The sequence below is a fragment of the Pseudoxanthomonas kaohsiungensis genome (assembly GCF_010211765.1).
Classification (GTDB): Bacteria; Pseudomonadota; Gammaproteobacteria; order Xanthomonadales; family Xanthomonadaceae; genus Pseudoxanthomonas; species Pseudoxanthomonas kaohsiungensis.
Map to the genome: position 1 here is coordinate 178,169 of NZ_PDWO01000004.1, position 22,293 is coordinate 200,461.

Genomic DNA, 22,293 nt, shown 5'->3' on the forward strand with positions numbered 1-22,293 from the left:
GATGGGCATCAGGATCGAACACCTCGACAAGAAGTTCGGCGCGTTCGCCGCACTGGACGACATCAGCCTGGATATCCGCGAGGGCGAGCTGCTGGCGTTGCTCGGTCCGTCCGGCTCGGGCAAGACCACGCTGCTGCGGGTCATTGCCGGGCTCGAACACGCCGACGGCGGGCGGGTACTGTTCGGCGGCGAGGATGCCACCCAGCTGAGCGTGCAGGACCGCCGGGTCGGCTTCGTGTTCCAGCATTACGCACTGTTCCGCCACCTCAGCGTCGCCGACAACATCGCCTTCGGCCTGAAGGTGCGTCGAGGCCGTGATCGCTGGCCGGCCGCGAAGATCGCCGGCCGCGTCGAGGAACTGCTGTCGCTGGTGCAGCTGCAGGGCCTGGGTGGGCGCTATCCGGCACAACTGTCCGGCGGCCAGCGCCAGCGCGTGGCGCTGGCGCGTGCACTGGCCATCGAGCCGCGCGTGCTGTTGCTGGACGAGCCGTTCGGCGCGCTGGACGCGCAGGTGCGCCGCGACCTGCGTGGCTGGTTGCGCCAGCTGCACGAGCAGACCGGCCTGACCACCGTGTTCGTCACCCACGACCAGGAGGAGGCACTGGAACTGGCCGACCGGGTCGCCATCCTCAACGGCGGGCGCATCGAACAGCTGGCCACCCCGGCCGATGCCTACGACCTGCCGGCCACGCCGTTCGTGTATTCGTTCGTCGGCGCGGTCAACCGCCTGCGCGGTCGCCGCAGCGGTGACCGGATCGAAGTGGCGGGCCTTGCGTTGCCGGCCGCCGCAGGTTCATCCGGCGACGGCGAGCTGGACCTCTACGTGCGGCCGGAAGACCTGCGCGTCGGCGAGGGCGGCTGGGAAGCGACCGTGGTGGGCAGCCAGCGCAGCGGCCCGCGGGTACGGTTGCGCGCGCAACTGCATGGCGTGGACGAACAAGTGGAGCTGGAGCTGCCGGTGGACGCGGCCGCCGCGCATCCGCCGGGCAGCCGGATTGGCTTGCTGCCGGCGCGGTACGGCGCGTTTCCAGCCGCGTGAACTGGCGTTTCGCTGTCCTGTGATGTCCATTCCGGACAGGGCAGGACGCATGCGTTCCGGGACTTGATGTCGGTAATGTTGCATCGCAGTATCGGGTCGGTTAATTATTTGTGAAGCCGTGCGCACGTTCGCGAAACGCACACGGTCCCGCCCGCCGCAGCAGCCCCCACCGACAGGAGATCCAGGATGAAGCCGTCCAAGCTCGCCGCTTCGCTCGCCGTTGTGCTGTCCGCCGTACCGTTCGCTTCGTTCGCACAGGAAGCCGAGGAAGCCTCCTCGCCGTTCACCTGGTCCGTTTCCGCGGTCTCCGATTACGTCTGGCGCGGCGTCTCGCAGACCGACGAAGATCCCACTGCCCAGGCCGGCCTGACCTATTCGCACGACTCCGGGTTCTATGCCGGTGTCTGGGGTTCGGGCGTGGACTTCGGCCCGGGCGACCCGAGCGTCGAGGTCGACGGCTTCGTCGGCTACAACACCGACTTCAGCGATTCGGTCAATTTCGACGTGATGATCAACCGCTACATGTACCCCGATGCCGGCGGCCTGAACTTCAACGAGCTGATCACCAAGTTCACCTTCATCGACACCTATAGCCTGCTGGTCGCCTACAGCGACGACTTCGGCGGCACCGACGAGGACGCGTGGTACTTCAACGCCGGTGGCAGCTGGGAGTTGCCGCACGAGTTCGGCCTCAGCGCGGGCGTCGGCTACAACATGACCGATGACGCGCTGGGCGACGACTACCTCGACTGGAACATCGGCGTCAGCCGCAGCTGGGGCCTGTTCACCGCTGGCCTGTCGTACGTGGGCACCGATGGCAGCGGGACCGACCTGTTCGGCGACCTTGCCGACGACCGCGTCGTGCTGACCCTTACGGTAGGCAACTGAGCGATTGCCGGAGCAGTAGTCCGGATGAAGAAAAAGGCGCCGGAGGGCGCCTTTTTCTTTGCCTGCAGCGCAGGGGGCAGGTCAGTTCCAGCTCAGCACGACCTTGCCGGCCTTGCCCTGTTCCATCAGGTCGAAGCCCTGCTGGAATTCGTCGATCGACAGCTGGTGCGTGAGTACCTTGCCCAGCGGGAAGCCGGACAGCACCAGCTGGGTCATCTTGTACCAGGTCTCGTACATCTTGCGGCCGTAGATGCCCTGCACCGTCAGGCCCTTGAAGATGATCTTGTCCCAGTCGCAGCCGGCGCCCTTGGGCATGATCCCGAGCATGGCGATCTTGCCGCCGTGGTACATGCAGTCGAGCATGTCGTTGAACGCGCGCGGGTTGCCGCTCATCTCCAGGCCGACGTCGAAGCCTTCCATGTGCAGGTCGTTCATCACGTCCTTGAGCGACTGGTTGGCGACATTGACCACGCGGGTGGCGCCCATGTCGGCGGCCAGCTTCAGGCGGAAGTCGTTGACGTCGGTGACGACCACGTTGCGCGCGCCGATGTGCTTGCAGATGCCCGCGGCGATGATCCCGATCGGGCCGGCGCCGGTGATCAGCACGTCCTCGCCGACCACGTCGAACTCCAGCGCGCAGTGCGCGGCGTTGCCGTAGGGATCGAAGAACGCGGCCAGCTCCGACGGGATCGGGTCGGGGATCGGCCACAGGTTGGAGGCCGGCATCACGATGTATTCGGCGAACGCGCCATCGCGGTTCACACCAATACCCACGGTCTTCGGGCACAGGTGCGGGCGGCCGCCGCGGCAGTTGCGGCAGTGGCCGCAGACGATGTGGCCCTCGGCCGACACGCGCTGGCCGACCTTGTAGCCGGACACGCCCGGGCCCAGCTCGGCGACGCGGCCGACGAACTCGTGGCCGATCACCAGGCCCGGCTTGATCGTGCGCTGGCTCCACTCGTCCCACAGGTAGATGTGCAGGTCGGTGCCGCAGATGGCGGTCTTCTCGACCTTGATCAGGACCTCGTTCGGGCCGGGTGCCGGCACCGGTACCTCTTCGAGCCAGATGCCCTTGGCGGCTTGGCGCTTGACCAGCGCCTTCATGGTACGGGCCATCGTCGGGAACCTCGGCAGGGAAAGAGCGACATTATAGGTTGCGGGGGAAACCACCGGACGGGGGTCAGCGTGCCTTTTCCCGCTACATGGGGTCAGCACCTCCACTCAGACGGGGGGAAAGACACGCTGACCCCATCCCGCCCCCTGCCGAAGGTCATGGGCCGGCGCCGCGGGCGCCACCGCTAGAATCGGGAATCCTTTCAACTGGAACCGTCCCGATGCGCCTACGCCTGCTTACCGCTTCCGTCCTGGCCGCGCTGGCCGCCGCCCCTGCCGTCCAGGCGGGCGAGGGCATGTGGGTCCCGCAGCAGCTGCCGGAGATCGCCAGGCCGCTGAAGGAGGCCGGGCTGAAGCTGTCGCCGCAGCAGCTGGCCGACCTGACCGGCGATCCCATGGGCGCGGTGGTGGCGCTGGGCGGCTGCACCGCCAGCTTCGTTTCCCCCGAGGGCCTGGTGGTGACCAACCACCACTGCGCCTATGGCGCGATCCAGCTGAATTCGACCCCCGAGAACAACCTGATCCGCAACGGCTTCAACGCCCCGACCCCCGCCGACGAAGTCAGCGCCGGGCCGAATGCGCGCGTGTTCGTGCTCGACGAGATCACCGACGTCACCCGCGAGGCGCAGGCGGCGATCGCGGCGGCGGGCGACGACGCGCTGGGCCGGACGAAGGCACTGGAAGCCTTCGAGAAGAAGCTCATCGCCGGCTGCGAAGCCGACGCCGGTTTCCGCTGCCGGCTGTACAGCTTCTCCGGCGGCAACGCCTACCGCCTGTTCAAGAACCTGGAGATCCGCGACGTCCGCCTGGCCTATGCGCCCCCGGGCAGCGTGGGCAAGTTCGGCGGCGACATCGACAACTGGATGTGGCCGCGCCACACCGGCGATTTCGCCTTCTACCGCGCCTACGTCGGCAAGGACGGCAAGCCGGCCGCGTACTCGCCCGACAACGTCCCGTTCAAGCCCAAGCGCTGGCTGAAGATCGCCGACAAGCCGCTGGGCGAGGGCGACTTCGTCATGGTCGCCGGCTACCCGGGTTCGACCAACCGCTACGCGCTGGCGGCCGAGTTCGACAACACCGCGCAATGGACCTACCCGACCGTCGCCCGCCACTACAAGAACCAGATCGCCCTGGTCGAGGCGGCCGGCAAGAAGGATCCGGAGGTCCAGGTCCGCTACGCCAACACCATGGCCAGCTGGAACAACACCAGCAAGAACTACGAGGGCCAGCTGGAAGGCTTCAAGCGCATCGACGCGGCCGGGCAGAAGCGCGCCGAGGAAGCGGCGGTGCTGGCGTGGCTGAAGGGGCAGGGGGCCAAGGGCTCCGCGGCGCTCGACGCGCACGCACAGCTGATCGCGCTGCTGGAGCAGGCCAAGGCCACGCGCGAACGCGACCTGACCCTGGCCATGTTCAACAACACCGCCATGCTCGGCGCCGCCACCCAGCTGTACCGGCTGTCGATCGAGCGGCAGAAGCCCGATGCCGAACGCGAATCGGGCTACCAGGATCGCGACCTGACCGCGATCGAGGGTGGGCTCAAGCAGCTCGAGCGCCGCTACGTGCCGGCGATGGACCGCCAGCTGCAGGAGTACTGGCTCAACGAGTACCTCAAGCTGCCTGCCGGCCAGCGCGTGGCCGCGGTGGACCAGTGGCTGGGCGGCAACGACGCCGCGGCGGTCAAGCGCGCGCTCGATCGCCTGGCCGGCACCAAGCTGGGCAGCACCGGGGAGCGCCTGAAGTGGTTCGGCGCCGACCGCGCCGCGTTCGAGGCCAGCACCGATCCGGCGATCCAGTACGCGGTGGCGGTCATGCCGACGCTGCTCAAGCTCGAGCAGGAGCGCAAGACCCGCGCCGGCGAGAACCTGGCCGCGCGTCCGGTCTACCTGCAGGCGCTGGCCGACTACAAGAAGAGCCAGGGCGAATTCGTGTATCCGGACGCCAACCTGTCGCTGCGGATCACCTTCGGCAACGTGAAGGGCTACGTGCCGCGCGACGGCGTCAAGTACACGCCGTTCACCACCCTGGAAGGCGTGGTCGCCAAGGAGACCGGGGCCGATCCGTTCGACTCGCCCAAGGCGCTGCTCGACGCGGTGGCCGCCGGGCGCCATGGCGGGCTCGCCGACGAGCGCCTGGGCTCGGTGCCGGTGAACTTCCTTTCCGACCTGGACATCACCGGCGGCAACTCCGGTTCGCCGGTGCTCGACGCGCACGGGCGCCTGGTCGGCCTGGCGTTCGATGGCAACTGGGAGTCGGTGGCGTCGAACTGGGTGTTCGACCCGACGATGACGCGCATGATCTCGGTCGACCAGCGCTACATGCGCTGGATCATGCAGGAGGTCTTCCCGGCGCCGCAGCTGCTTGAGGAAATGGACGTCGCGCCGCGCTGATCGCGCCGCGGCATCCATGGGAGGGCGCCGGCCGTTGCCGGCGCCTTTTCCGTTATCGGGAACGGACGCGCGGATGCATGTGCGATGGCGGTCCGGCCGGCCGCCGGCGGGTTATCATTCGCACCCCCGCGCCGCCCGGCGCGGGAGACCGCCACACCGGGGACCCCATGCGAATCCTGCTTGCCCGTCACGGAGAGACGCCGTGGAACGCCGAAGGCCGCTACCAGGGCCAGATCGACATTCCGCTTTCGCCGGTGGGCGAGGCGCAGGCGCGCGCCCTGGGCGAGCGCCTGCGCGAGGTTCCGATCACCCGTGCGGTGGCCTCGCCGCTGTCGCGGGCGCGGCGCACCGCCGAGCTGGCGCTGGGCGAGCAGCGCGCATCCATGCTGCAGCTGGAGCCGGAGGTGCAGGAAATCGCCCACGGCGAGTGGGAAGGCCTGCTGGCCAGCGAGATCGGCGAGAAGGATCCGGCGCGCCTGCGCGCCTGGCGCGAGGAGCCGGATACCGTGCTGATGCCCGGCGGCGAATCGCTGCGCCAGGTGCTGGACCGTTCCTGGCGCGGCCTGGCCCGCGCCACCGAGGGCCTGGCCGACGACGACACCCTGCTGGTGGTCGCGCACGACGCGGTCAACCGGGTGGTGCTGTGCCGGATCCTGGGCCTGCCGATCGGCAAGCTGTGGACCTTCCGCCAGGCCCCGACCACGCTCAACCTGCTCGAAGGCCCCGACCTGGAGAGCCTGGAAGTGGTGCGCCTGAACGACTGCGCGCACCACACCCCGTTCTTCGGCGAGGCCAAGCACCGGGCGCTGTGAGCGCAGGCACGCGGAACCCCGGCCATGGTTGACGCGCCGACGACCGCAGCGGGCCTGGACGCCTGGCTCGCCTACATCGAATCACGGCATCCGCGCTCCATCGAGCTGGGGCTGGAGCGCGTGCGGGAAGTCGCGACGCGCATGGCGCTCGGCCGTCCCGCCGCGCAGGTGGTCACCGTCGCCGGCACCAACGGCAAGGGCTCGACGGTCGCCTTCGTCGAGGCCATCGCCCGCGCCGGCGGCTGGAAGGTCGGCGCCTACACCTCGCCGCACCTGTTGCGCTACAACGAGCGCGTGCGGATCGATGGTGAAGAAGCATCCGACCAGTCGCTGGTCGCGGGCTTCGCCGCGGTCGAGGCGTCGCGCGGCGACACCCCGCTGACCTACTTCGAGTACGGCACGCTGGCGGCGCTGTGGCTGTTCGGCCGCTCCGCGCTGGACCTGGCGGTGCTGGAGGTCGGCCTGGGCGGACGCCTGGACGCGGTCAACATCGTCGATGCGGACGTGGCCGTGGTCACCACCGTCGACATCGACCACACCGACTGGCTCGGCAGCGACCGCGAGGCGATCGGTCGGGAAAAGGCCGGCATCGCCCGCGCCTGGAAGCCGCTGGTGCTGGGCGAGGTCGATCCGCCGTCCAGCGTGCTGCGCCATGCCTACGCGATCGGCGCCAACGCGATCCGGCTGGGAAGCGACTTCTTCCACGAGCCGGTCGACGCCGCGCACTGGCGCTGGCGCGAAGTCGGTGCCGAACTGGTTCTTCCCCATCCGCGCCTGGACGCACCGGCACAACGGGCCAACGCCGCCACCGCGATCGCCGCGCTGCGCGCGTTGCCACGCGCGCTGCCGGCGCATGCCTGGGCCGAGGGCGTGGCCGGCGCGCGCCTGGCCGGGCGCCTGCAACGCTTCGAACGCGATGGCGTCGAGGTGGTGGTCGATGTCGCCCACAACGCACAGGCCGCGCGCGGCCTGGCGGCCTGGCTGCTGGCACAGCCAGGTGCGCGCACGACGCGGGCGGTGTTCGCGGCACTGGCCGACAAGGACGCGGCGGCGATGGTGGACGCGCTCGCCGGCTCCGTGGCGGGCTGGCACCTGGCCGGCCTGGACGGCATGGCGCGCGGCCAGGACGTGGAGGCGTTCGCGGCGCGGCTGACGTCGACCGCCGCGGCCACGGCCAGCCGCGATGCACGGGTGGCCGATGCCCTGGCGCGTGCGCTGGCCGCCGCGGCGCCGGGCGACCGGGTGCTGGTGTTCGGTTCGTTCCATACCGCGGCCGCCGCGCTGGCGGCACTGCATTCAGCGGCCTGACGGCGCGACCCCGAGCCGGCGGCCTATAATCCCCGCACTCCCGACGCTTCCCCCGAGTCCGAGTGGATACCCAGCTCAAACAACGCCTGATCGGCGGCGCCGTGCTGGTCGCACTGGCAGTCATCTTCCTGCCCATGCTCGTGCAGGGGCCTGCGCCCGACAGCGGCGTGGCCAATGTGTCCACGCGCGTCACCGACGCGCCGGCCGAGGGATTCGAGACCCGCGAACTGCCGCTCGCCGGGCCCGCGGCGACCACGCCCGCCGGGCCGGAGGCCCTGCCCGCCACGGCGCCTGCGACCACCGCGGCCGAACCGGCGTCGCCCGCCGGTCCCGCCGCATCGCCCGATCCGGCCATCGCCGCCGGCCAGTGGGCGGTGAGCTTCGGCGCCTATGCCAGCGCCCGCGACGCCGATGCCGTGCTGCAGCGCCTGCGCCAGGCCGGCCTGGAGGGTTTCCGCGAGGAGGCCAGCATCAACGGCCGCCAGGCCTGGCGCGTACGCGTGGGCCCCTATGCGGACCGGGCGCTGGCCGAAGCCGGCCGCCTGCAGGCGGTCCGGATCCGTAGCGACGTGAACGCCCAGGTCATCGCGCTCGATGCGGGCAAGGACGCCGCTGCCAGCGCGCCTGCTCCCGCCGCCAGCCCCGCGCCTGCCGCCGCCGCGCCGGCTGCCAGCCAGGCGACCGCGGCCGCATCGCCCGCGGCCACGCGTACCGAGAGCCTGCCGGCCGAGGCGCCGACGCCGCGGCCCGCCGTCGCCACGCCCGCCACGCCGGCGCCGAAGCCGGCGGCACCGGCCGCCGCTGCGCCCGCCGCCGCCAAGGCCGAGCCCGCCGCGCCGGCGCCGGCCGCATCGGGTGTCGGCTTCGCGGTGCAGATGGGTGCGTTCGCCAGCACGGCCGAGGCCAATGCGTTGCGCGACCGGCTGCGCGCGGCCGGGTTCAGCGCCATCGTCCAGCCGGTGCGGACCGACAAGGGCACGCTCAACCGGGTCCGCGTCGGGCCGGTGTCCACCCGTGCCGAGGCCGACCAGCTGAAGGCGCGGCTGGCCTCGGGATTCGGTGCCGGCATGGTGGTCCCGCACCCGTGACCGTGGACGCCGCCGCACGCGGAAGCTGCGACGCATGAACACGATCGACCTGGTCCTGCTGTGCGTCCTGCTCGCCTCGGCATTGCTGGGGCTGTTTCGTGGCTTCGTCGGCACCATCGCTTCGCTGGTGGCCTGGATCGGCGCAGGCTGGTGCGCGTTCCATTACGGCGCCGAACTGGCGTTCTGGTTCGCCGACGATGGCCAGCCCGGCGCCACCGAGCTGCTGGCGGGCTACGCGATGGCCTTCATCGGCGTGCTGTTGCTGGTCGGCATGGTCGGCTGGGTGGCGCGCAAGCTGTTGCAATCGATCGGGTTGACCGGCGTGGACCGCGTCCTGGGCCTGGGCCTGGGCCTGGCCCGCGGCCTGCTGGTCGCCTGCATGCTGGTGCTGCTGATGGCCTTCAGCAGCCTGCCGCAGGAGCCGGCCTGGCCGCAGTCGCGGGCGGTGGCCGTGCTGACGCCGGGCGCGCAGTGGATGGCGCGCTGGCTGCCTGACTGGGCCGTTCAGGAGCTGGATTTTGGCAATGGCCGGGCGAGCGGCGATAATGCGCTCCTCGAACACGCAGGTGCCGTGGTCGAAACGATCACCGGGGCGCTGCCCGTCCCGGTCGAAGAGAACGGAACCCCATCCGGCGCGGAGCCGCCACCCCCGTCCACCCCCGGTCAGTAGGACCGTTGCGGAGACCCCCGGAACATGTGCGGCATCGTCGGAATCGTCGGCAACCAGAATGTTGCCGGTCAGCTCTATGACGGGTTGACCGTCCTCCAGCATCGCGGCCAGGACGCGGCGGGTATCGCGACCGCCGACGGCACCCGCCTGCGCGTGCACAAGGACAACGGCCTGGTGCGCGACGTGTTCAACGCCAAGGCGATGAGCGTGCTGGAAGGGCGGGTGGGCATCGCCCACTGCCGCTACCCGACCGCCGGTTCGGAGGGCATGGACGAGGCGCAGCCGTTCTACGTCAATTCCCCCTACGGCATCGCCCTGGCCCACAACGGCAACCTGATCAACACCGACCACCTGCGCCAGCAGGTGTTCGCCCAGGATCGGCGCAACATCAACACCGATTCGGACAGCGAGGTGCTGCTGAACGTGTTCGCCCACGAGCTGGATACCCAGCGCACGCTGTCGCCGGAAGCGGCGATCCGCGCCGTGGCCGGGGTCAACAAGCGGGTGAAGGGCGGCTACGCGGTGGTCAGCGTGGTGCTGGGCCTGGGCCTGGTGGCGTTCCGCGACCCGCACGGCATCCGCCCGCTGGTGCTGGGCAAGCGCGAGCACAACGAGGGCACGGAGTACGTCGTTGCGTCCGAGTCCGCGGTCCTGGACATCCTCGGCTTCGTCCGCGTGCGCGACGTGCAGCCGGGGGAAGCCCTGGTGATCACCGCGCGCGGCGAGCTGTTCAGCGAGGTGGTGGCCGAGCCCGCCCCGCAGGCGCCGTGCATCTTCGAGTACGTGTATTTTGCCCGCCCGGACTCGATGATCGACAACGTCTCGGTGCACAAGGCGCGCATGCGCATGGGCGTCAAGCTGGGCGAGAAGATCCTGCGCCTGCGCCCGGACCACGACATCGACACCATCATCCCGATCCCGGACACCTCGCGCGACGCGGCGCTGGAGATCTCCAACGTGCTCGGCGTGAAGTACCGCGAGGGGTTCATCAAGAACCGCTACGTGGGCCGCACCTTCATCATGCCGGGGCAGGGCGAGCGGGTGAAGTCGGTGCGGCGCAAGCTCAACCCGATCAACCTGGAATTCCGCAACCGCGTGGTGCTGCTGGTCGACGACTCGATCGTGCGCGGCACCACCAGCCAGCAGATCGTGCAGATGGCGCGCGACGCCGGCGCGCGCAAGGTGTACCTGGCCAGCGCTGCGCCGCCGGTGCGCCATCCCAACATCTACGGCATCGACATGCCTTCGCCGGACGAGCTGATCGCCCACGGGCGCAGCATCGAGGAGATCGAGAAGCTGCTCGGCTGCGACTGGCTGATCTACCAGGACCTGGAAGACCTGGAGGCGGCCGTGCGCGAGGGCAATCCGGAGCTGGAGCGCTTCGATTCCTCGTGCTTCGACGGCGATTACGTGACCGGCATCGAGCCGGGCTACTTCGAGCGCATCCAGCAGCTGCGCTCGGACGAGGCCAAGAAGAAGCGCCGCGTCGCGTCCTGATGGGGCGCTGCGGCATCGCATGGTTCGCCCGGGGGCGGCATGCGTGCCGCATCCGCAAGCAGCCGGGGGTGGCCGTGCTCGCCCGAGTCGCCGGGAAGGGATCCCGGTAGCGTGCCGATTCCATGACTTCACTGTTCGAAGCCGCCGCCCAGTGCCTGGCCGCCGCCGATCCGGCGGAGAAAGTCGCGTTGACCCACCTGCACGCGGCGGCGTTCGCGCGTGGCGAACGCCACGTGCCTGCCGATGCGCCGCCGCCCGGTCCGATCCGCATGCCGGGCCGGCCGGCGCGGCCGCGACTGGTGCATCCGCGCGAGCTGCCGCGGCGCGGACTGGGCAGCGACGAAGGACGCGCCGCGTTCCTGCACGCCATCGCCCACATCGAGCTCAACGCCATCGACCTGGCCTGGGACGCGGTCTACCGCTTCCGCGGGCTGCCCGGCGATTTCTATCGCGACGGGGTGCGGGTGGCCGGCGACGAAGCCCGCCACTTCGTGATGCTGCGCCAGCGGTTGCGCGAATTCGGTCGCGACTACGGCGACTTCGATGCGCACAACGGCTTGTGGGAAATGACCGAGAAGACCGCGCACGACGGCCTGGCGCGGATGGCGCTGGTGCCGCGCGTGCTGGAGGCGCGCGGGCTGGACGTGACCCCGGGCATGATCGAGCGCCTGCGCACGCTGGGCGATACGCGCACGGTGGAGATCCTGCAGGTGATCCTGCGCGAGGAAGTGGCGCACGTGGCCGCCGGTTCGCGCTGGTTCCGCTGGTACTGCGAGCGCGCCGGCGTCGAGCCGCGTGCGCGCTTCCGCGAGCTGCTGCAGGAGTATGCGGGCGGCTACCTGCACGGTCCGTTCAATGTCGAAGCCAGGTTGCTGGCCGGGTTCGACGAGGACGAGCTTGCGGCGCTGGAATACGCCGAGGCCGCGCAGTCGAAGGCGTGAATTGTAGAGCGGGTAGTGCGGTCGCTCAGAGCGCGTCCAGGCGCAGTCCGTCGGCATCCACCCGCAGCACCGAGCCCTGCTCGTACCAGTCGCCCAGCACGATCCGCCGGCACGCCCGGCCTGCCGCCTGCAGCGGGTGGATCGCCGGGCGATGGGTGTGCCCGTGGATCAGGGTCGATACGCCGAAACGGACGAGGGTGGCCTCGACCGTGGCCGGTGCGACGTCGGTGACGGTCTCGAACGTGCCGCGGTCGCCGGCGATCATCTCGCGCTGGCGGGCCATGCTCGCCTCGCGCGCCTGTGCCGCGAACGCCTGCCGCGCGGCCAGCGGCTGCGCGAGGAAGCGCTGTCGCCAGGCGGGGTCGCGGGTCTGCGCGCGGAAGGCCTGGTAGGCGGTGTCGTCGGTGCAAAGCAGGTCGCCGTGCATCAGCAGGACCGGTTCGCCGTACAGCGCCACCGCCGCCGGATCGGGCAGCAGGCGCATCCCGGCCCGCCGCGCATAGTCGGCCCCGACCAGGAAGTCGCGGTTGCCGTGGATGAAATACACCGGCACGCCGGCATCGGCGACCGCGCGCACGCCGGCGGCGACGGCCTCGCCGGCGTCGGAGGGATCGTCGTCGCCGATCCAGGCCTCGAACAGGTCGCCCAGGATGTAGAGCGCGTCGGCCCGTCGTCCTTCGTCCCGGAGGAAGCGCAGGAACAGTTCGGTGACCTGCGGGCGCGCCGGGTCCAGGTGCAGGTCGGAGACGAACAAGGTGGTCATGGACCGATTGTAGTGCCGCCAGACCGCGGAAAAACCTGCCGTGCCGGGCACCGTGCCACGCCCGTCCGCGGCTCCTGCCCTGCGGTCCTTGCGTCTGCCGGGACCGTCCTGCCTTCCCGTGGGCACGCATCGCCCCCTGGAAGACGTTCGTTTACCCGTGCCCGCCGTTCCACTGCAGGCCCGGCCCGGCCCGGGCCGCGGGCCCGGGAGGACTGGCGCGGAGCCGCCTGGCCCGTGCGGGTAAAATGGCCGCACTTCCAGGAACACCACCCACCATGACCTGCCGCACCCGCTTCGCCCCCAGTCCCACCGGCTACCTGCACATCGGCGGTGCCCGCACCGCGCTGTACTGCTGGCTGGAGGCGCGCCACCGCGGCGGCGACTTCATCCTGCGCATCGAGGACACCGACCGCGAGCGCAGCACCCAGGCCGCGATCGACGCGATCCTGGAGGCGATGGACTGGCTCGGCCTGGATTACGACGAGGGCCCGGTGTACCAGACCGCGCGCATCGACCGTTACCGCGAAGTGGCCGAGCAGCTGGTCGCGCAGGGCAAGGCGTACTACGCCTACGAGACCCGCGAGGAACTGGACGCCATGCGCGAGGCGGCGATGGCGAGGCAGGAGAAGCCGCGCTACAACGGCGCCGCGCGCGAGGCCGGCCTGCCGCATCGCGACGATCCCAACCGCGTCATCCGCTTCAAGAACCCGCTGGACGGCGTGGTCGCGTTCGACGACCTGATCAAGGGCCGCATCGAGATCGCCAACAGCGAGCTGGACGACATTGTGATCTTCCGCCCGGACGGCTACCCGACCTACAACTTCGCGGTGGTGGTCGACGACTGGGACATGGGCATCACCGAAGTCATCCGCGGCGACGACCACATCAACAACACCCCGCGCCAGATCAACATCTACGAAGCGCTGGGTGCGCCGGTGCCGAAGTTCGCGCACATGCCGATGATCCTGGACGAGCAGGGCGCCAAGCTGTCCAAGCGCACCGGCGCGGCCGACGTGATGCAATACAAGGACGCCGGCTACCTGCCGCACGCGCTGGTGAACTACCTGGCGCGGCTGGGCTGGTCGCACGGCGACCAGGAGATATTCAGCCGCCAGGAACTGGTCGAGCTGTTCGACGTCACCAACGTCAACTCCAAGGCCGCGCGCCTGGACATGGCCAAGCTTGGCTGGGTCAACCAGCATTACCTCAAGACCGACGACCCGGCGACGATCGCCCCGCAGCTGGTCTACCAGCTGGAGAAGCTGGGCCTGGACGTGGCCGCCGGCCCGGCGCCGGTGGACGTGGTGGTGGCATTGCGCGAACGCGTGCAGACGTTGAAGGAAATGGCCGAGAAGGCGGTGGTCTGGTACGTGCCGCTCGAGAGCTACGACGAGGCCGCGGTGGCCAAGCATCTCAAGGCCGGCGCCGACGCACCGCTGGCCAAGGCGCGCGAGCTGCTGGCCGCGCTGCCGGAATGGAACGTCGATGGTGTCGGCCAGGCCCTGCACGACGCGGCCGCGGCGCTGGAGCTGGGCATGGGCAAGGTCGCGCAGCCGCTGCGCGTGGCCATCACCGGCACCCAGGTCAGCCCGGACATTTCCCATACGGTCTACCTGGCCGGCCGCGAGCAAGCCTTGAAACGAATCGACGCAGCGCTTATCAAGGTGGGCAAGGCCTGAGTCCGCCCCGCAACCGGAGTTACCGATGCCCGCCCGGCATGCCTGCACCGATCCGCACCACCACGTCGACAGCGCCGATGCGTTCGTCCATGCGGTGGAACGCGCGTGCAACGAGCGCGGCCTGCGGCTGACGCCGATCCGCGCCAACGTGCTGCGCCTGATCGCCGACGCCGGCAAGCCGGTCAAGGCCTACGAGCTGCTGGAGAAGGTGCGCGAGGGCAAGGGCGCCGGCGCCGACGCGCCGCCGACCGTGTACCGCGCGCTGGACTTCCTGATGGCCAACGGTTTCGTGCACAAGCTCGAGTCGGTCAATGCCTTCGTCGCCTGCCACCACCCCAACAGCGCCCAGCACTCGGTCCCGTTCCTGATCTGCGACCGCTGCCACAGCGCAGTGGAGCTGGAGGACAGCGAGGTCGTGGCCCAGCTGGACGCGCGGGCCAAAGCGCTGGGTTTCCAGCCGCAGGCGCAGACCCTGGAAGTGCACGGCCTGTGCGCGCGTTGCGCGGCGAGCTGAAGCCACGCTGCAAGCGTGGCCTGGTCCGCCCGTCGTTGCCCTGAAGGCGCGCCCCCGTCGCGACCGGACGACCGGATCGCGACGGGGTGAACGTACTGCCGGCTCAGAACCAGGCGCGGATGCCGAAGCCCACCGCGCGACCCGGCAGTGGCGCGTAGTCGCGCAGCAGCGAGGTGTGCGGACGTACCTCCTCGTTGCCAAGGTTGCTGCCGTTGAGGAAGACCTCCCAGCTGTTGCCGGCCGAACGGTCCCAGCGGTACGCCAGGTGCGCATCGACCAGGGTGTAGGCCGGGCTGGCCTCCTCGTTCTGCGCGACGCGGTCCTGTTCCAGGTAGCGCACCGCGCCCAGCGACGCGCGCCATCCGCCCAGTGCCCACGACAGGTCCGCGCCGAAGCGGCCCGGTGCGATCCGGGGCAGGTAGCCGCCGTTGGCCAGCTGCGTGGTGTAGTGGTGGGCATGGTCGCCATGCGGCACGTCGAACGCGACGGTCCGCGACCCGCTTCCGTCCAGTTCACCGCGGACCATGTCGCCGAACACGCGCAGGTCCCAGGCGCCGTGCGCACTGTCGGCCAGGTGCAGCACCGCCTCGGCCTCGGCGCCGGTGAACGTCGCGTCGGCCTGGGTCCACAGGCGAACCGGGGTGCCGTGCTCCTCGATTCCGGTGTCGGCCAGGTAGATGAAGTCCTCGAACGCGCTGCGATAGACCGAGACCTTGAAGTCGACGCGCTCGTTGTGGGCGTGCAGGCCGATCTCGCCGCGCAGGGCGCGCTCGGTGTCCATCGCGTTGTCGCCGATCTCGATCGACGCGGTGGCCACGTGCAGGCCACCGGCGTACAGCTCCTCCTGGGTCGGCGCGCGCTCGGAGCGGTCGACGCCTACCCGCAGGTCGAAGGCCTCGTTCAGGCGCCAGATCGCCGCGGCGGACAGGTTGCCGGCATCGAAGCTTCGACGGGGCTGCGCGTCGTCGGGCGCGATGTCCACGCGGTCGTAGCGCGCACCGAGCTCGAGCTTGAACGGATCGAAATTCTTCTCCTGGACCACGAACAGGCCCCAGCTGTCGGTCAGCGTCGCCGGCACGAACGCCTCCTCGCCGACCGCGGCGAAATCGACCCGTCCCAGCTGCAGGCCGAACGCGCCGCGCCAGCCGGCGACTTCGTGCTGCACCGCCTGCAGGCGGGCGTCGTATCCCTCGCTGGTGAAGCGGGTGCCGACCTGGCCGCCTTCGAGTTCCACATGCTCGTAGTCGTTGTAGGCGCCGTGCAGTTCGACGCTTTCCAGGAACGACAGCGGCTCGTAGACCCCGGCCTTCAGCTCGATCCGGTTCTGGGTCAGGTCGATGCGCACGTCGCCCTCTTCCTCCTCGTGCGCGTGGTCGTCGTCGGCATCGTCGTGGTCGTGGTCGTCGTCGGCATGCACGTGCGCGCCGGTCGGGATGCCGTAATTGGTGCGGTAGGTGCTCGCCGACAGGCCGAAATAGCCGGCCTCGCCCAGCCAGGTCGCGCCGAGCGCGCCGGCCCGGGTGCGGATCGAACTGTTGGGAAGCACGCCGCGCGCCTGCCCGTCCTCGCCCTCATGGTCGTCGTCGTCGTGGCCGTCGTGGTCGTCATGCTCGACGGCGGCCACGCCCGGGATCTCGTAGTCGCCGGTGTTGCGGACCAGGCCATCGACATGGATGACCCAGTTCCCGTTGACGCCGTCCAGCCGGAACATGCCGGCGCGCTCGTCGTTGACGGTATTGCCGCGGACTTCCGCGCGCCCGCTCAGTGGCTCCTCCGGCAGGTCGCGGGCGATGCGGCCGTCGGCGACGTTGACCGCGCCGCCGATCGCGCCGCTGCCGAACAGCAGGGTGGCCGGCCCTTTCAGCACTTCGACCTGGTCGGCCAGGAACGGCTCCACGCTGGTCGCGTGGTCGGCGCTGACGGTGGAGGCATCCATGGTGCCCAGGCCGCTGGACAGGACCTGCACGCGCGGGCCGTCGAGGCCGCGCAGGATCGGCCGGCCGACGCCGGGGCCGAAATAGGTGCTCTGCACGCCAGGGAGCTTCGAGACGGTTTCACCCAGGGTCGCGGCCTTGGCCCGGTCCAGCGCATCGCCCTGCAACACCTCGACCGGACGGGCGAGCGATTCGGCATCGCCGGCCAGCGGCGACGCGGTCACCTCGACGGTGGGCAGGTCCGAGGGTTCGTGGGCGGCGGCGGCGAAAACGGCGGTGGTGCAGGCCAGCGCCAGGGCGGCGGACAGGGCGTGGCGGCGGAGCGGACGAGTCGTGGCAGGCATGAGGGGACCGGTTGGGAGGGGAGGGTGACAGTCGAACGAGAATGTTATAATGTATCCACATTGGACGACACCCTTCCCAAACGTCATGCCTCCCCGATGAGCCCCCACCACCCACACCGGCATTCGTTGTTCGACCGCTTCGGCGCCACCGGTTCGCTGCTGTGCGCGCTGCACTGCGCGCTTACGCCGCTGCTGCTGGCGGCGCTGCCCTCGCTGGGGCTGTCGCTCTGGTTCGATGGCAGCCTCGAGGCCGCGCTGGTGTCGTTCGTCACCCTGCTGGGCCTGCTCAGCCTGGGCTGGAGCTACCGGCGGCATCGCGCGCTGCGCGCCCTGGGGCTGCTGGTACCGGGCCTGGCCGCGCTCTGGGCGGGGTTGCTGTACGCGCCCCTGCACGAATCGGTGGTGCCGCACGCCGTGGTGATGACCTTCGGCGGCACCCTGGTGGGGCTGGCGCACCTGCTCAACCTGCGGCTCAACCACGGCCACGTGCATGACGCCAGCTGCGCCCACTGATGGCCCGTGCTAGGCTTTCCGGTCTCTCGCGCGGGGCGCGGGCGCTATTTCATGCAGATCAAGGAGTCGAAAGATGGGCAAGGGTGACCGCAAGACCGCCAAGGGCAAGCGCTACAACGCCAGCTACGGCAACGCGCGCCGCCATGGGGGTACCCGGGCCGCCGCGGGCGCCGCTGCGCCGGTGGCGAAGAAGACCGCCGTCGCCAAGCCGGTGGTGAAGAAGGCCGTGGCCAAGAAGGCCGTCGCCAAGGGCTGACCCGGCCACGTCCGGGCGCATGCCCGGCCTGGAAGGAAAACGCGGCGCCTGGCGCCGCGTTTTTGTTTGCGCCGCTCAATCGCCGGCGCGACGGCCGCCGATCCAGCTCGCGGCCCGAAGTCCGCCTCCCAGCCAGTAGGCAAGCTCGGCCGGCTGCTCCGCGTTCCAGAGCACCAGGTCCGCCCGCAGCCCGGGCTGCAGTCGGCCGCGGTCGGCCAGTCCTAGGGCGCGGGCGCCATTGACCGTGGTCCCGCGCAGGGCCTCCTCCGGCGTGAGCCGGAAATGGGTGCAGGCCAGCGACATCGCCAGCCGCAGCGACTGCAGCGGCGAGGTCCCGGGATTGCAGTCGGTGGCCACGGCCATCGCCACGCCCTGCGCGCGGAACGCTTCCAGCGGTGGCAGCGTCGTTTCACGGAGCACGTGGAAGGCGCCGGGCAGAAGCACCGCCACGGTGCCGGCATCGGCCATCGCGCGCACGCCGGCGGCGGAGGTGTGCTCGACATGGTCGGCGGACAGGCCGCCGAAGCCGGCGACCAGCGCCGCGCCGCCGCCATCGCTGAGCTGGTCGGCATGCAACTTCACCGGCAGGCCAAGGGTCCGCGCAGCTTCGAACACCCGCCGGGTCTGCGCAGCGTCGAAACCGATGCGTTCGCAGAACGCGTCGACCGCATCGACCAGTCCTTCGCCGTGCAATCGCGGCAACCAGTCGCAGACCGCGTCGATGTAGGCGTCCGCGCTTCGTGCGAATTCCGGCGGCAATGCGTGCGCGCCGAGGAAGGTAGTGCGCACCTGCAGGCCGAGCACCTCGCCAAGGCGCCGCGCCACGCGCAGCATGCGGCGCTCCCCTTCAAGGTCCAGGCCGTAGCCGGACTTGATCTCCACCGTGGTCACGCCATCGGCCAGCAGCGCACGGGCGCGCGGCAACGACTGCGCGAGCAGGGTTTCCTCGTCGGCGGCGCGGGTGGCGCGCACGGTGGAGACGATGCCACCTCCGGCGCGGGCGATCTGCTCGTAGCTGGCCCCCTGCAGGCGCTGTTCGAACTCGCCGGCGCGGTCGCCGCCGAACACCAGGTGCGTGTGGCAGTCGACCAGGCCCGGCGTGAGCAGCCGCCCGTCCGCATCGACCACCTCGGCCGCCCGCGCCGCTCCTGGCAGGCGCGAGCGCGGGCCGGCGTAGGTGATGCGGCCGTCCTTCCAGCCGAGCGCGCCGTCTTCGACCAGGCCGTAGCCGGCATCGCCCGCCAGGGTGGCCAGGCGGGCGTTGACGACCAGGCCGTCCCAAACGGCGGCGTGTGTGTTTTCCATGGCGGGGATTGTAAGCGGGGGCGCCGTTGCCGGCCGGGTCAGCCGGCAATCGCCAGCCGTTGCCGTTCGCGCGAGAATGGGCGCATGGACGAACTGCGCGATGCCTCGTTGCTGTGGACCCCGGCCGGCTGGCGCGGGGATGCGGGACTGGAAGCCGAGGGCGGCCGGATCACGCGGGTGCTCGATGCCGAACCGAGCTGGGACGGCGGCTGGGTGCTGCCAGGGATCCCCAACCTGCACTCGCATGCGTTCCAGCGCGTGATGGCCGGCCTGGCCGAGCGCCAGACCCATGCGCAGGACTCGTTCTGGACCTGGCGCGAGACCATGTATCGCATCGCCGCGCGCTTCGATCCGGACAGCCTGCAGGCGGTGGCCGCGCAGCTTTATGTCGAGATGCTCGAGGCCGGTTACACGACCGTGTGCGAGTTCCACTACCTGCACCATGCACCCGACGGGCGTCCGTATGCTGATCCGGCGGCGATGTCCAAGGCGCTGGTGGCGGCGGCCAGGGAGACCGGCATCCGGCTGACCCTGCTGCCGGTGCTGTACATGGCCGGCGGCTTCGACCGGCGCGCGCTGTCGGATCGACAGCGCCGCTTCGGCCACGACCTGGACGCCTTCCTGCGGCTGGTTGAATCGCTGCGTGCACTGGAAGACGAGGCCCTGCGGGTCGGCGTGGCCTTCCACAGCCTGCGCGCGGTGCCGCCGGAAGCGATGGACGCGGCACTGGCGGCGCTGCCGCCGGACATCCCGCTGCACATCCACATCGCCGAGCAGATCGGCGAGGTGCAGGACTGCCTGGCCGTGCGCAACGCCCGTCCGGTGGAGTGGCTGCTCGACCACGCCCCGGTCGACGCGCGCTGGACGCTGGTACATGCCACCCACCTGACCGGGCCGGAAACCGCGGCCGTCGCCGCCAGCGGCGCCACCGTGGCGATCTGCCCGACCACCGAGGCGAACCTCGGCGACGGCCTGTTCCCGCTGCGCGAGTACCTCGATGCCGGCGGCGCCTGGGGCGTCGGCTCGGACTCGCACGTGTCGGTGTCGCCGGTGGAGGAGCTGCGCTGGCTCGAGTACGGCCAGCGCCTGCAGACGCGCCACCGCAACATCGCCGTGCGCGCCGACAACGGCAGCGTCGGCGAGACCCTGCTGCACGGAACCCTGGCCAGCGGCGCTGCGGCGACCGGCCAGGCGGTCGGCCTGCTGGCGCCGGGCCAGGCCGCCGACTGGATCGTGCTGGACGCGCAGGCGCCGGTATTCGCCGGCGCGCGTCCGGCGGACGTGGCCGATCGCTGGCTGTTCGCCGGCAACCGCCCGCTGGTGCGCGAGGTGCGCGTGGCCGGGGAGGCCGTGGTCAGGGGCGGTCGCCACCGCGACCGCGAGGCGATCGCGGCCCGCTACCGCAGCACGGTCGCGGCGCTGCTGGCCGACTGAGCCGTCCGGTCGCCCGGTCGCCGTCGGCGCCGCGTCCGTCGCCGAAGGGGGGGCGTTCGTCGCAAACACCGACGGGCGTACGCCAGTCGCCGGAGCATGGCCGCATCCCGACCCAGGAGTGCCCACATGACCATCCGGCTCGCCTCACTCGCCGTCGCCGTCGCGGCGACCCTCTCCACCCTGCCAATGCCAGCCCGGGCGATGAGCGACGCGCAACTGGCCGACGTGGTCCGGCAGCGCCTGCAGGGCGACCGCACCGGCGCCTGCATGGCGGTGGCGGTGGTCGAAGCGGAGCGGGTCGCGCGGACGTACCAGTGCGCGCGCGACGCGGACGCCTCGCGTATCGGCGCCGATACCGCGTTCGAGATCGGTTCGGTCAGCAAGACCATGACCGCTGCGCTGCTGGCGCAACTGGTCGCCCAGGGCAAGGGTTCGCTGGACGACACCCTGGCCTCCTGGTTGCCCGCCGGCACCAAGGTGCCCGACTACCAGGGCCAGCCGATCCTGCTGCGGCACGTCGTCACCCACACCTCGGGCCTGCCGGCGCTGCCGTCGCGGCTGGGCGCCACGAGCATGGACGATCCCTACGCCAACCTCGACGAAGCCGCGCTGCTGGCATCGCTCGGGGATGCGAAGCTCGACGCCGCGCCCGGCACGCAGTTCGAGTACTCCAACTTCGCCTCGATGCTGCTTTCCTACGCGGTCGCGCGACGGGCGGGCACCGATTTCGATAGCCTGGCCCGGCGCGAGCTGTTCACGCCGCTGGGCATGGACCACGCCTACATCAACGAGCGCCCGGCGGGTGTGCGCGCCGCGGTCGGCCACACGCCCAACGGAAAGCCCGCCTCCGCCTGGAATTTCTCGACCGACCTGGCCGGCGTCGGCGGCGTGCGCGCCACGCTCGACGACATGGTCCGCTACGTGCAGGGCGGCCTGGGCCAGGTCGATGCGCCGATCCGCACCGCGCTGGAAGCCACCCATGCGGCGGTGTCGGAACAGCCGCCGATGGGCATGAACTGGATGCGTGTACCGGTGAAGGACCGCACCGTGCTGATGCACGAGGGCGGGACCGGCGGCTTCTCCGCGTTCGTCTCGCTCGACCCGAAGCAGCAGCGCGGGGTGGTGATCCTCTCCGATACCGCCTGGCACTCGATCGGCAGCCTGGGCAGCCTGGGCATGCACCTGGTCGATGACTCGCTGCCGCTCGGCAAGCCGCGCAAGGCGGTCGCCGCCGACCCGGCGCTGCTGCAGGCGCTGGCCGGCGAGTACCAGCTGCAGGGCGCGATGAAGATGACCCTGCGCGAGCGCGACGGCCGGCTCTTCGTGCAGGCCGAGGGCCAGGGCGAATACGAGATGGGCCATGACGATGCGGGCGACTTCTACCCGCTGGCGCTCGACGCGGTGTTGCGTCCGCAGCGGAAGGCCGACGGCAACTACGGCTTCACCTGGACGCAGCTGGGCGCGGTGTTCCCGGCGGTCCGCGTCGATCGCGACGCACCGCCGGTGCCGCAGCTGTCGCCCGCGGACCTGGCCGCGTACGCGGGCGACTACCCGCTGATGCCGGGGTTTTCGCTGGCGGTGCGCGAGCAGGACGGCGTGCTGCAGGCTCAGGCGACCGGGCAGGGCGCATTCCCGCTCGCGGCGACGGCGGCCGACACCTTCGAGGCGCCGGCCTACGGCATCGAGATCCGCTTCCAGCGCGATGGCGCCGGCAAGGTGCAGTCGCTGGAACTGCACCAGGGCGGCCGGGTGATGCGCGGTGCGCGCCAGTAAGCACGCCGCCGGCATTGAAGGAGGGTCGGATGGAC

At 70.7% G+C, this 22,293-nt stretch carries 19 protein-coding genes; 15 read left to right on the forward strand and 4 right to left on the reverse strand.

The window, feature by feature from the left end:
* Nucleotide 1 precedes the first annotated feature (1 nt).
* Together CSC66_RS06505 and CSC66_RS06510 are read left to right on the forward strand one after the other, a co-directional pair.
* The gene (locus CSC66_RS06505; protein ID WP_162376574.1) at nucleotides 2–1,039 is read left to right on the forward strand and encodes a sulfate/molybdate ABC transporter ATP-binding protein; all 1,038 of its coding nucleotides are present in this window, start codon (nucleotides 2–4) and stop codon (nucleotides 1,037–1,039) included.
* A 186-nt stretch (nucleotides 1,040–1,225) separates the two neighbouring features.
* The gene (locus CSC66_RS06510) at nucleotides 1,226–1,927 is read left to right on the forward strand and encodes a TorF family putative porin (RefSeq protein ID WP_162376575.1); all 702 of its coding nucleotides are present in this window, start codon (nucleotides 1,226–1,228) and stop codon (nucleotides 1,925–1,927) included.
* An 81-nt stretch (nucleotides 1,928–2,008) separates the two neighbouring features.
* On the opposite strand, the gene tdh is transcribed toward CSC66_RS06510, so the two are convergent.
* Nucleotides 2,009–3,043 (reverse strand): L-threonine 3-dehydrogenase, encoded by a 1,035-nt coding sequence (tdh, locus tag CSC66_RS06515; RefSeq protein ID WP_162376576.1) that lies wholly within the window; start codon nucleotides 3,041–3,043, stop codon nucleotides 2,009–2,011.
* A gap of 218 nt (nucleotides 3,044–3,261) precedes the next feature.
* Between tdh and CSC66_RS06520 the strand changes: the two genes are divergently transcribed.
* The 7 genes from CSC66_RS06520 to CSC66_RS06550 all read left to right on the forward strand — a co-directional run bounded on the left by CSC66_RS06520 (nucleotide 3,262) and on the right by CSC66_RS06550 (nucleotide 11,743).
* Nucleotides 3,262–5,427 (forward strand): S46 family peptidase, encoded by a 2,166-nt coding sequence (locus tag CSC66_RS06520; RefSeq protein WP_162376577.1) that lies wholly within the window; start codon nucleotides 3,262–3,264, stop codon nucleotides 5,425–5,427.
* Between the two features lie 167 nt (nucleotides 5,428–5,594).
* Complete coding sequence (locus tag CSC66_RS06525; protein WP_162376578.1) at nucleotides 5,595–6,239, forward strand: histidine phosphatase family protein; 645 nt, start codon at nucleotides 5,595–5,597, stop codon at nucleotides 6,237–6,239.
* Between the two features lie 24 nt (nucleotides 6,240–6,263).
* Entirely contained in the window at nucleotides 6,264–7,547 is a 1,284-nt protein-coding gene (gene folC / locus CSC66_RS06530; protein ID WP_162376579.1) for a bifunctional tetrahydrofolate synthase/dihydrofolate synthase, read from the forward strand.
* A 62-nt stretch (nucleotides 7,548–7,609) separates the two neighbouring features.
* Complete coding sequence (locus tag CSC66_RS06535; RefSeq protein ID WP_162376580.1) at nucleotides 7,610–8,635, forward strand: SPOR domain-containing protein; 1,026 nt, start codon at nucleotides 7,610–7,612, stop codon at nucleotides 8,633–8,635.
* Between the two features lie 34 nt (nucleotides 8,636–8,669).
* A complete protein-coding gene (locus CSC66_RS06540; RefSeq protein WP_162376581.1) occupies nucleotides 8,670–9,305 on the forward strand; it encodes a CvpA family protein in 636 nt (211 codons plus the stop codon).
* Nucleotides 9,306–9,329: 24 nt separating this feature from the next.
* Nucleotides 9,330–10,802: an amidophosphoribosyltransferase gene (gene purF, locus CSC66_RS06545; RefSeq protein ID WP_162376582.1), complete on the forward strand. Its 1,473-nt coding sequence runs from the start codon at nucleotides 9,330–9,332 to the stop codon at nucleotides 10,800–10,802.
* Nucleotides 10,803–10,924: 122 nt separating this feature from the next.
* A complete protein-coding gene (locus CSC66_RS06550; RefSeq protein WP_162376583.1) occupies nucleotides 10,925–11,743 on the forward strand; it encodes a ferritin-like domain-containing protein in 819 nt (272 codons plus the stop codon).
* 25 nt (nucleotides 11,744–11,768) lie between these two features.
* On the opposite strand, the gene lpxH is transcribed toward CSC66_RS06550, so the two are convergent.
* A complete protein-coding gene (gene lpxH, locus CSC66_RS06555; RefSeq protein WP_162376584.1) occupies nucleotides 11,769–12,506 on the reverse strand; it encodes a UDP-2,3-diacylglucosamine diphosphatase in 738 nt (245 codons plus the stop codon).
* Between the two features lie 275 nt (nucleotides 12,507–12,781).
* On the opposite strand from lpxH, the gene gltX reads away from it, so the two are divergent.
* On the forward strand, nucleotides 12,782–14,185 hold the full coding sequence (gene gltX, locus CSC66_RS06560) for a glutamate--tRNA ligase (RefSeq protein ID WP_162376585.1): 1,404 nt from the start codon (nucleotides 12,782–12,784) through the stop codon (nucleotides 14,183–14,185).
* Between the two features lie 25 nt (nucleotides 14,186–14,210).
* Entirely contained in the window at nucleotides 14,211–14,699 is a 489-nt protein-coding gene (locus CSC66_RS06565) for a Fur family transcriptional regulator (RefSeq protein ID WP_162376586.1), read from the forward strand.
* A gap of 103 nt (nucleotides 14,700–14,802) precedes the next feature.
* Here CSC66_RS06565 and CSC66_RS06570 read toward each other — a convergent pair whose 3' ends face one another.
* Nucleotides 14,803–16,977 (reverse strand): TonB-dependent receptor, encoded by a 2,175-nt coding sequence (locus CSC66_RS06570; protein ID WP_162376587.1) that lies wholly within the window; start codon nucleotides 16,975–16,977, stop codon nucleotides 14,803–14,805.
* A 96-nt stretch (nucleotides 16,978–17,073) separates the two neighbouring features.
* On the opposite strand from CSC66_RS06570, the gene CSC66_RS06575 reads away from it, so the two are divergent.
* Both CSC66_RS06575 and CSC66_RS06580 read left to right on the forward strand, forming a co-directional pair.
* On the forward strand, nucleotides 17,074–17,490 hold the full coding sequence (locus CSC66_RS06575; protein ID WP_162376588.1) for a MerC domain-containing protein: 417 nt from the start codon (nucleotides 17,074–17,076) through the stop codon (nucleotides 17,488–17,490).
* Nucleotides 17,491–17,563: 73 nt separating this feature from the next.
* The gene (locus CSC66_RS06580) at nucleotides 17,564–17,746 is read left to right on the forward strand and encodes a 30S ribosomal protein THX (RefSeq protein WP_162376589.1); all 183 of its coding nucleotides are present in this window, start codon (nucleotides 17,564–17,566) and stop codon (nucleotides 17,744–17,746) included.
* A gap of 75 nt (nucleotides 17,747–17,821) precedes the next feature.
* On the opposite strand, the gene hutI is transcribed toward CSC66_RS06580, so the two are convergent.
* Nucleotides 17,822–19,051, reverse strand: coding sequence for an imidazolonepropionase (gene hutI / locus CSC66_RS06585; RefSeq protein ID WP_162376590.1), 1,230 nt, complete (start codon nucleotides 19,049–19,051; stop codon nucleotides 17,822–17,824).
* 84 nt (nucleotides 19,052–19,135) lie between these two features.
* Here hutI and CSC66_RS06590 point away from each other — a divergent pair, with 84 nt between their 5' ends.
* Entirely contained in the window at nucleotides 19,136–20,485 is a 1,350-nt protein-coding gene (locus CSC66_RS06590) for a formimidoylglutamate deiminase (protein ID WP_162376591.1), read from the forward strand.
* A gap of 126 nt (nucleotides 20,486–20,611) precedes the next feature.
* Nucleotides 20,612–22,258 (forward strand): serine hydrolase, encoded by a 1,647-nt coding sequence (locus CSC66_RS06595; RefSeq protein WP_162376592.1) that lies wholly within the window; start codon nucleotides 20,612–20,614, stop codon nucleotides 22,256–22,258.
* Nucleotides 22,259–22,293: the final 35 nt, after the last annotated feature.

Bases quoted from the DNA above. Each gene is read 5' to 3' on its own strand.
- CSC66_RS06505 (WP_162376574.1), top strand. From the start codon at position 2: ATGGGCATCAGGATCGAACACCTCGACAAGAAGTTCGGCGCGTTCGCC.
- CSC66_RS06510 (WP_162376575.1), top strand. From the start codon at position 1,226: ATGAAGCCGTCCAAGCTCGCCGCTTCGCTCGCCGTTGTGCTGTCCGCC.
- tdh (WP_162376576.1), bottom strand. From the start codon at position 3,043: ATGGCCCGTACCATGAAGGCGCTGGTCAAGCGCCAAGCCGCCAAGGGC.
- CSC66_RS06520 (WP_162376577.1), top strand. From the start codon at position 3,262: ATGCGCCTACGCCTGCTTACCGCTTCCGTCCTGGCCGCGCTGGCCGCC.
- CSC66_RS06525 (WP_162376578.1), top strand. From the start codon at position 5,595: ATGCGAATCCTGCTTGCCCGTCACGGAGAGACGCCGTGGAACGCCGAA.
- folC (WP_162376579.1), top strand. From the start codon at position 6,264: ATGGTTGACGCGCCGACGACCGCAGCGGGCCTGGACGCCTGGCTCGCC.
- CSC66_RS06540 (WP_162376581.1), top strand. From the start codon at position 8,670: ATGAACACGATCGACCTGGTCCTGCTGTGCGTCCTGCTCGCCTCGGCA.
- purF (WP_162376582.1), top strand. From the start codon at position 9,330: ATGTGCGGCATCGTCGGAATCGTCGGCAACCAGAATGTTGCCGGTCAG.
- CSC66_RS06550 (WP_162376583.1), top strand. From the start codon at position 10,925: ATGACTTCACTGTTCGAAGCCGCCGCCCAGTGCCTGGCCGCCGCCGAT.
- lpxH (WP_162376584.1), bottom strand. From the start codon at position 12,506: ATGACCACCTTGTTCGTCTCCGACCTGCACCTGGACCCGGCGCGCCCG.
- gltX (WP_162376585.1), top strand. From the start codon at position 12,782: ATGACCTGCCGCACCCGCTTCGCCCCCAGTCCCACCGGCTACCTGCAC.
- CSC66_RS06565 (WP_162376586.1), top strand. From the start codon at position 14,211: ATGCCCGCCCGGCATGCCTGCACCGATCCGCACCACCACGTCGACAGC.
- CSC66_RS06570 (WP_162376587.1), bottom strand. From the start codon at position 16,977: ATGCCTGCCACGACTCGTCCGCTCCGCCGCCACGCCCTGTCCGCCGCC.
- CSC66_RS06575 (WP_162376588.1), top strand. From the start codon at position 17,074: ATGAGCCCCCACCACCCACACCGGCATTCGTTGTTCGACCGCTTCGGC.
- CSC66_RS06580 (WP_162376589.1), top strand. From the start codon at position 17,564: ATGGGCAAGGGTGACCGCAAGACCGCCAAGGGCAAGCGCTACAACGCC.
- hutI (WP_162376590.1), bottom strand. From the start codon at position 19,051: ATGGAAAACACACACGCCGCCGTTTGGGACGGCCTGGTCGTCAACGCC.
- CSC66_RS06590 (WP_162376591.1), top strand. From the start codon at position 19,136: ATGGACGAACTGCGCGATGCCTCGTTGCTGTGGACCCCGGCCGGCTGG.
- CSC66_RS06595 (WP_162376592.1), top strand. From the start codon at position 20,612: ATGACCATCCGGCTCGCCTCACTCGCCGTCGCCGTCGCGGCGACCCTC.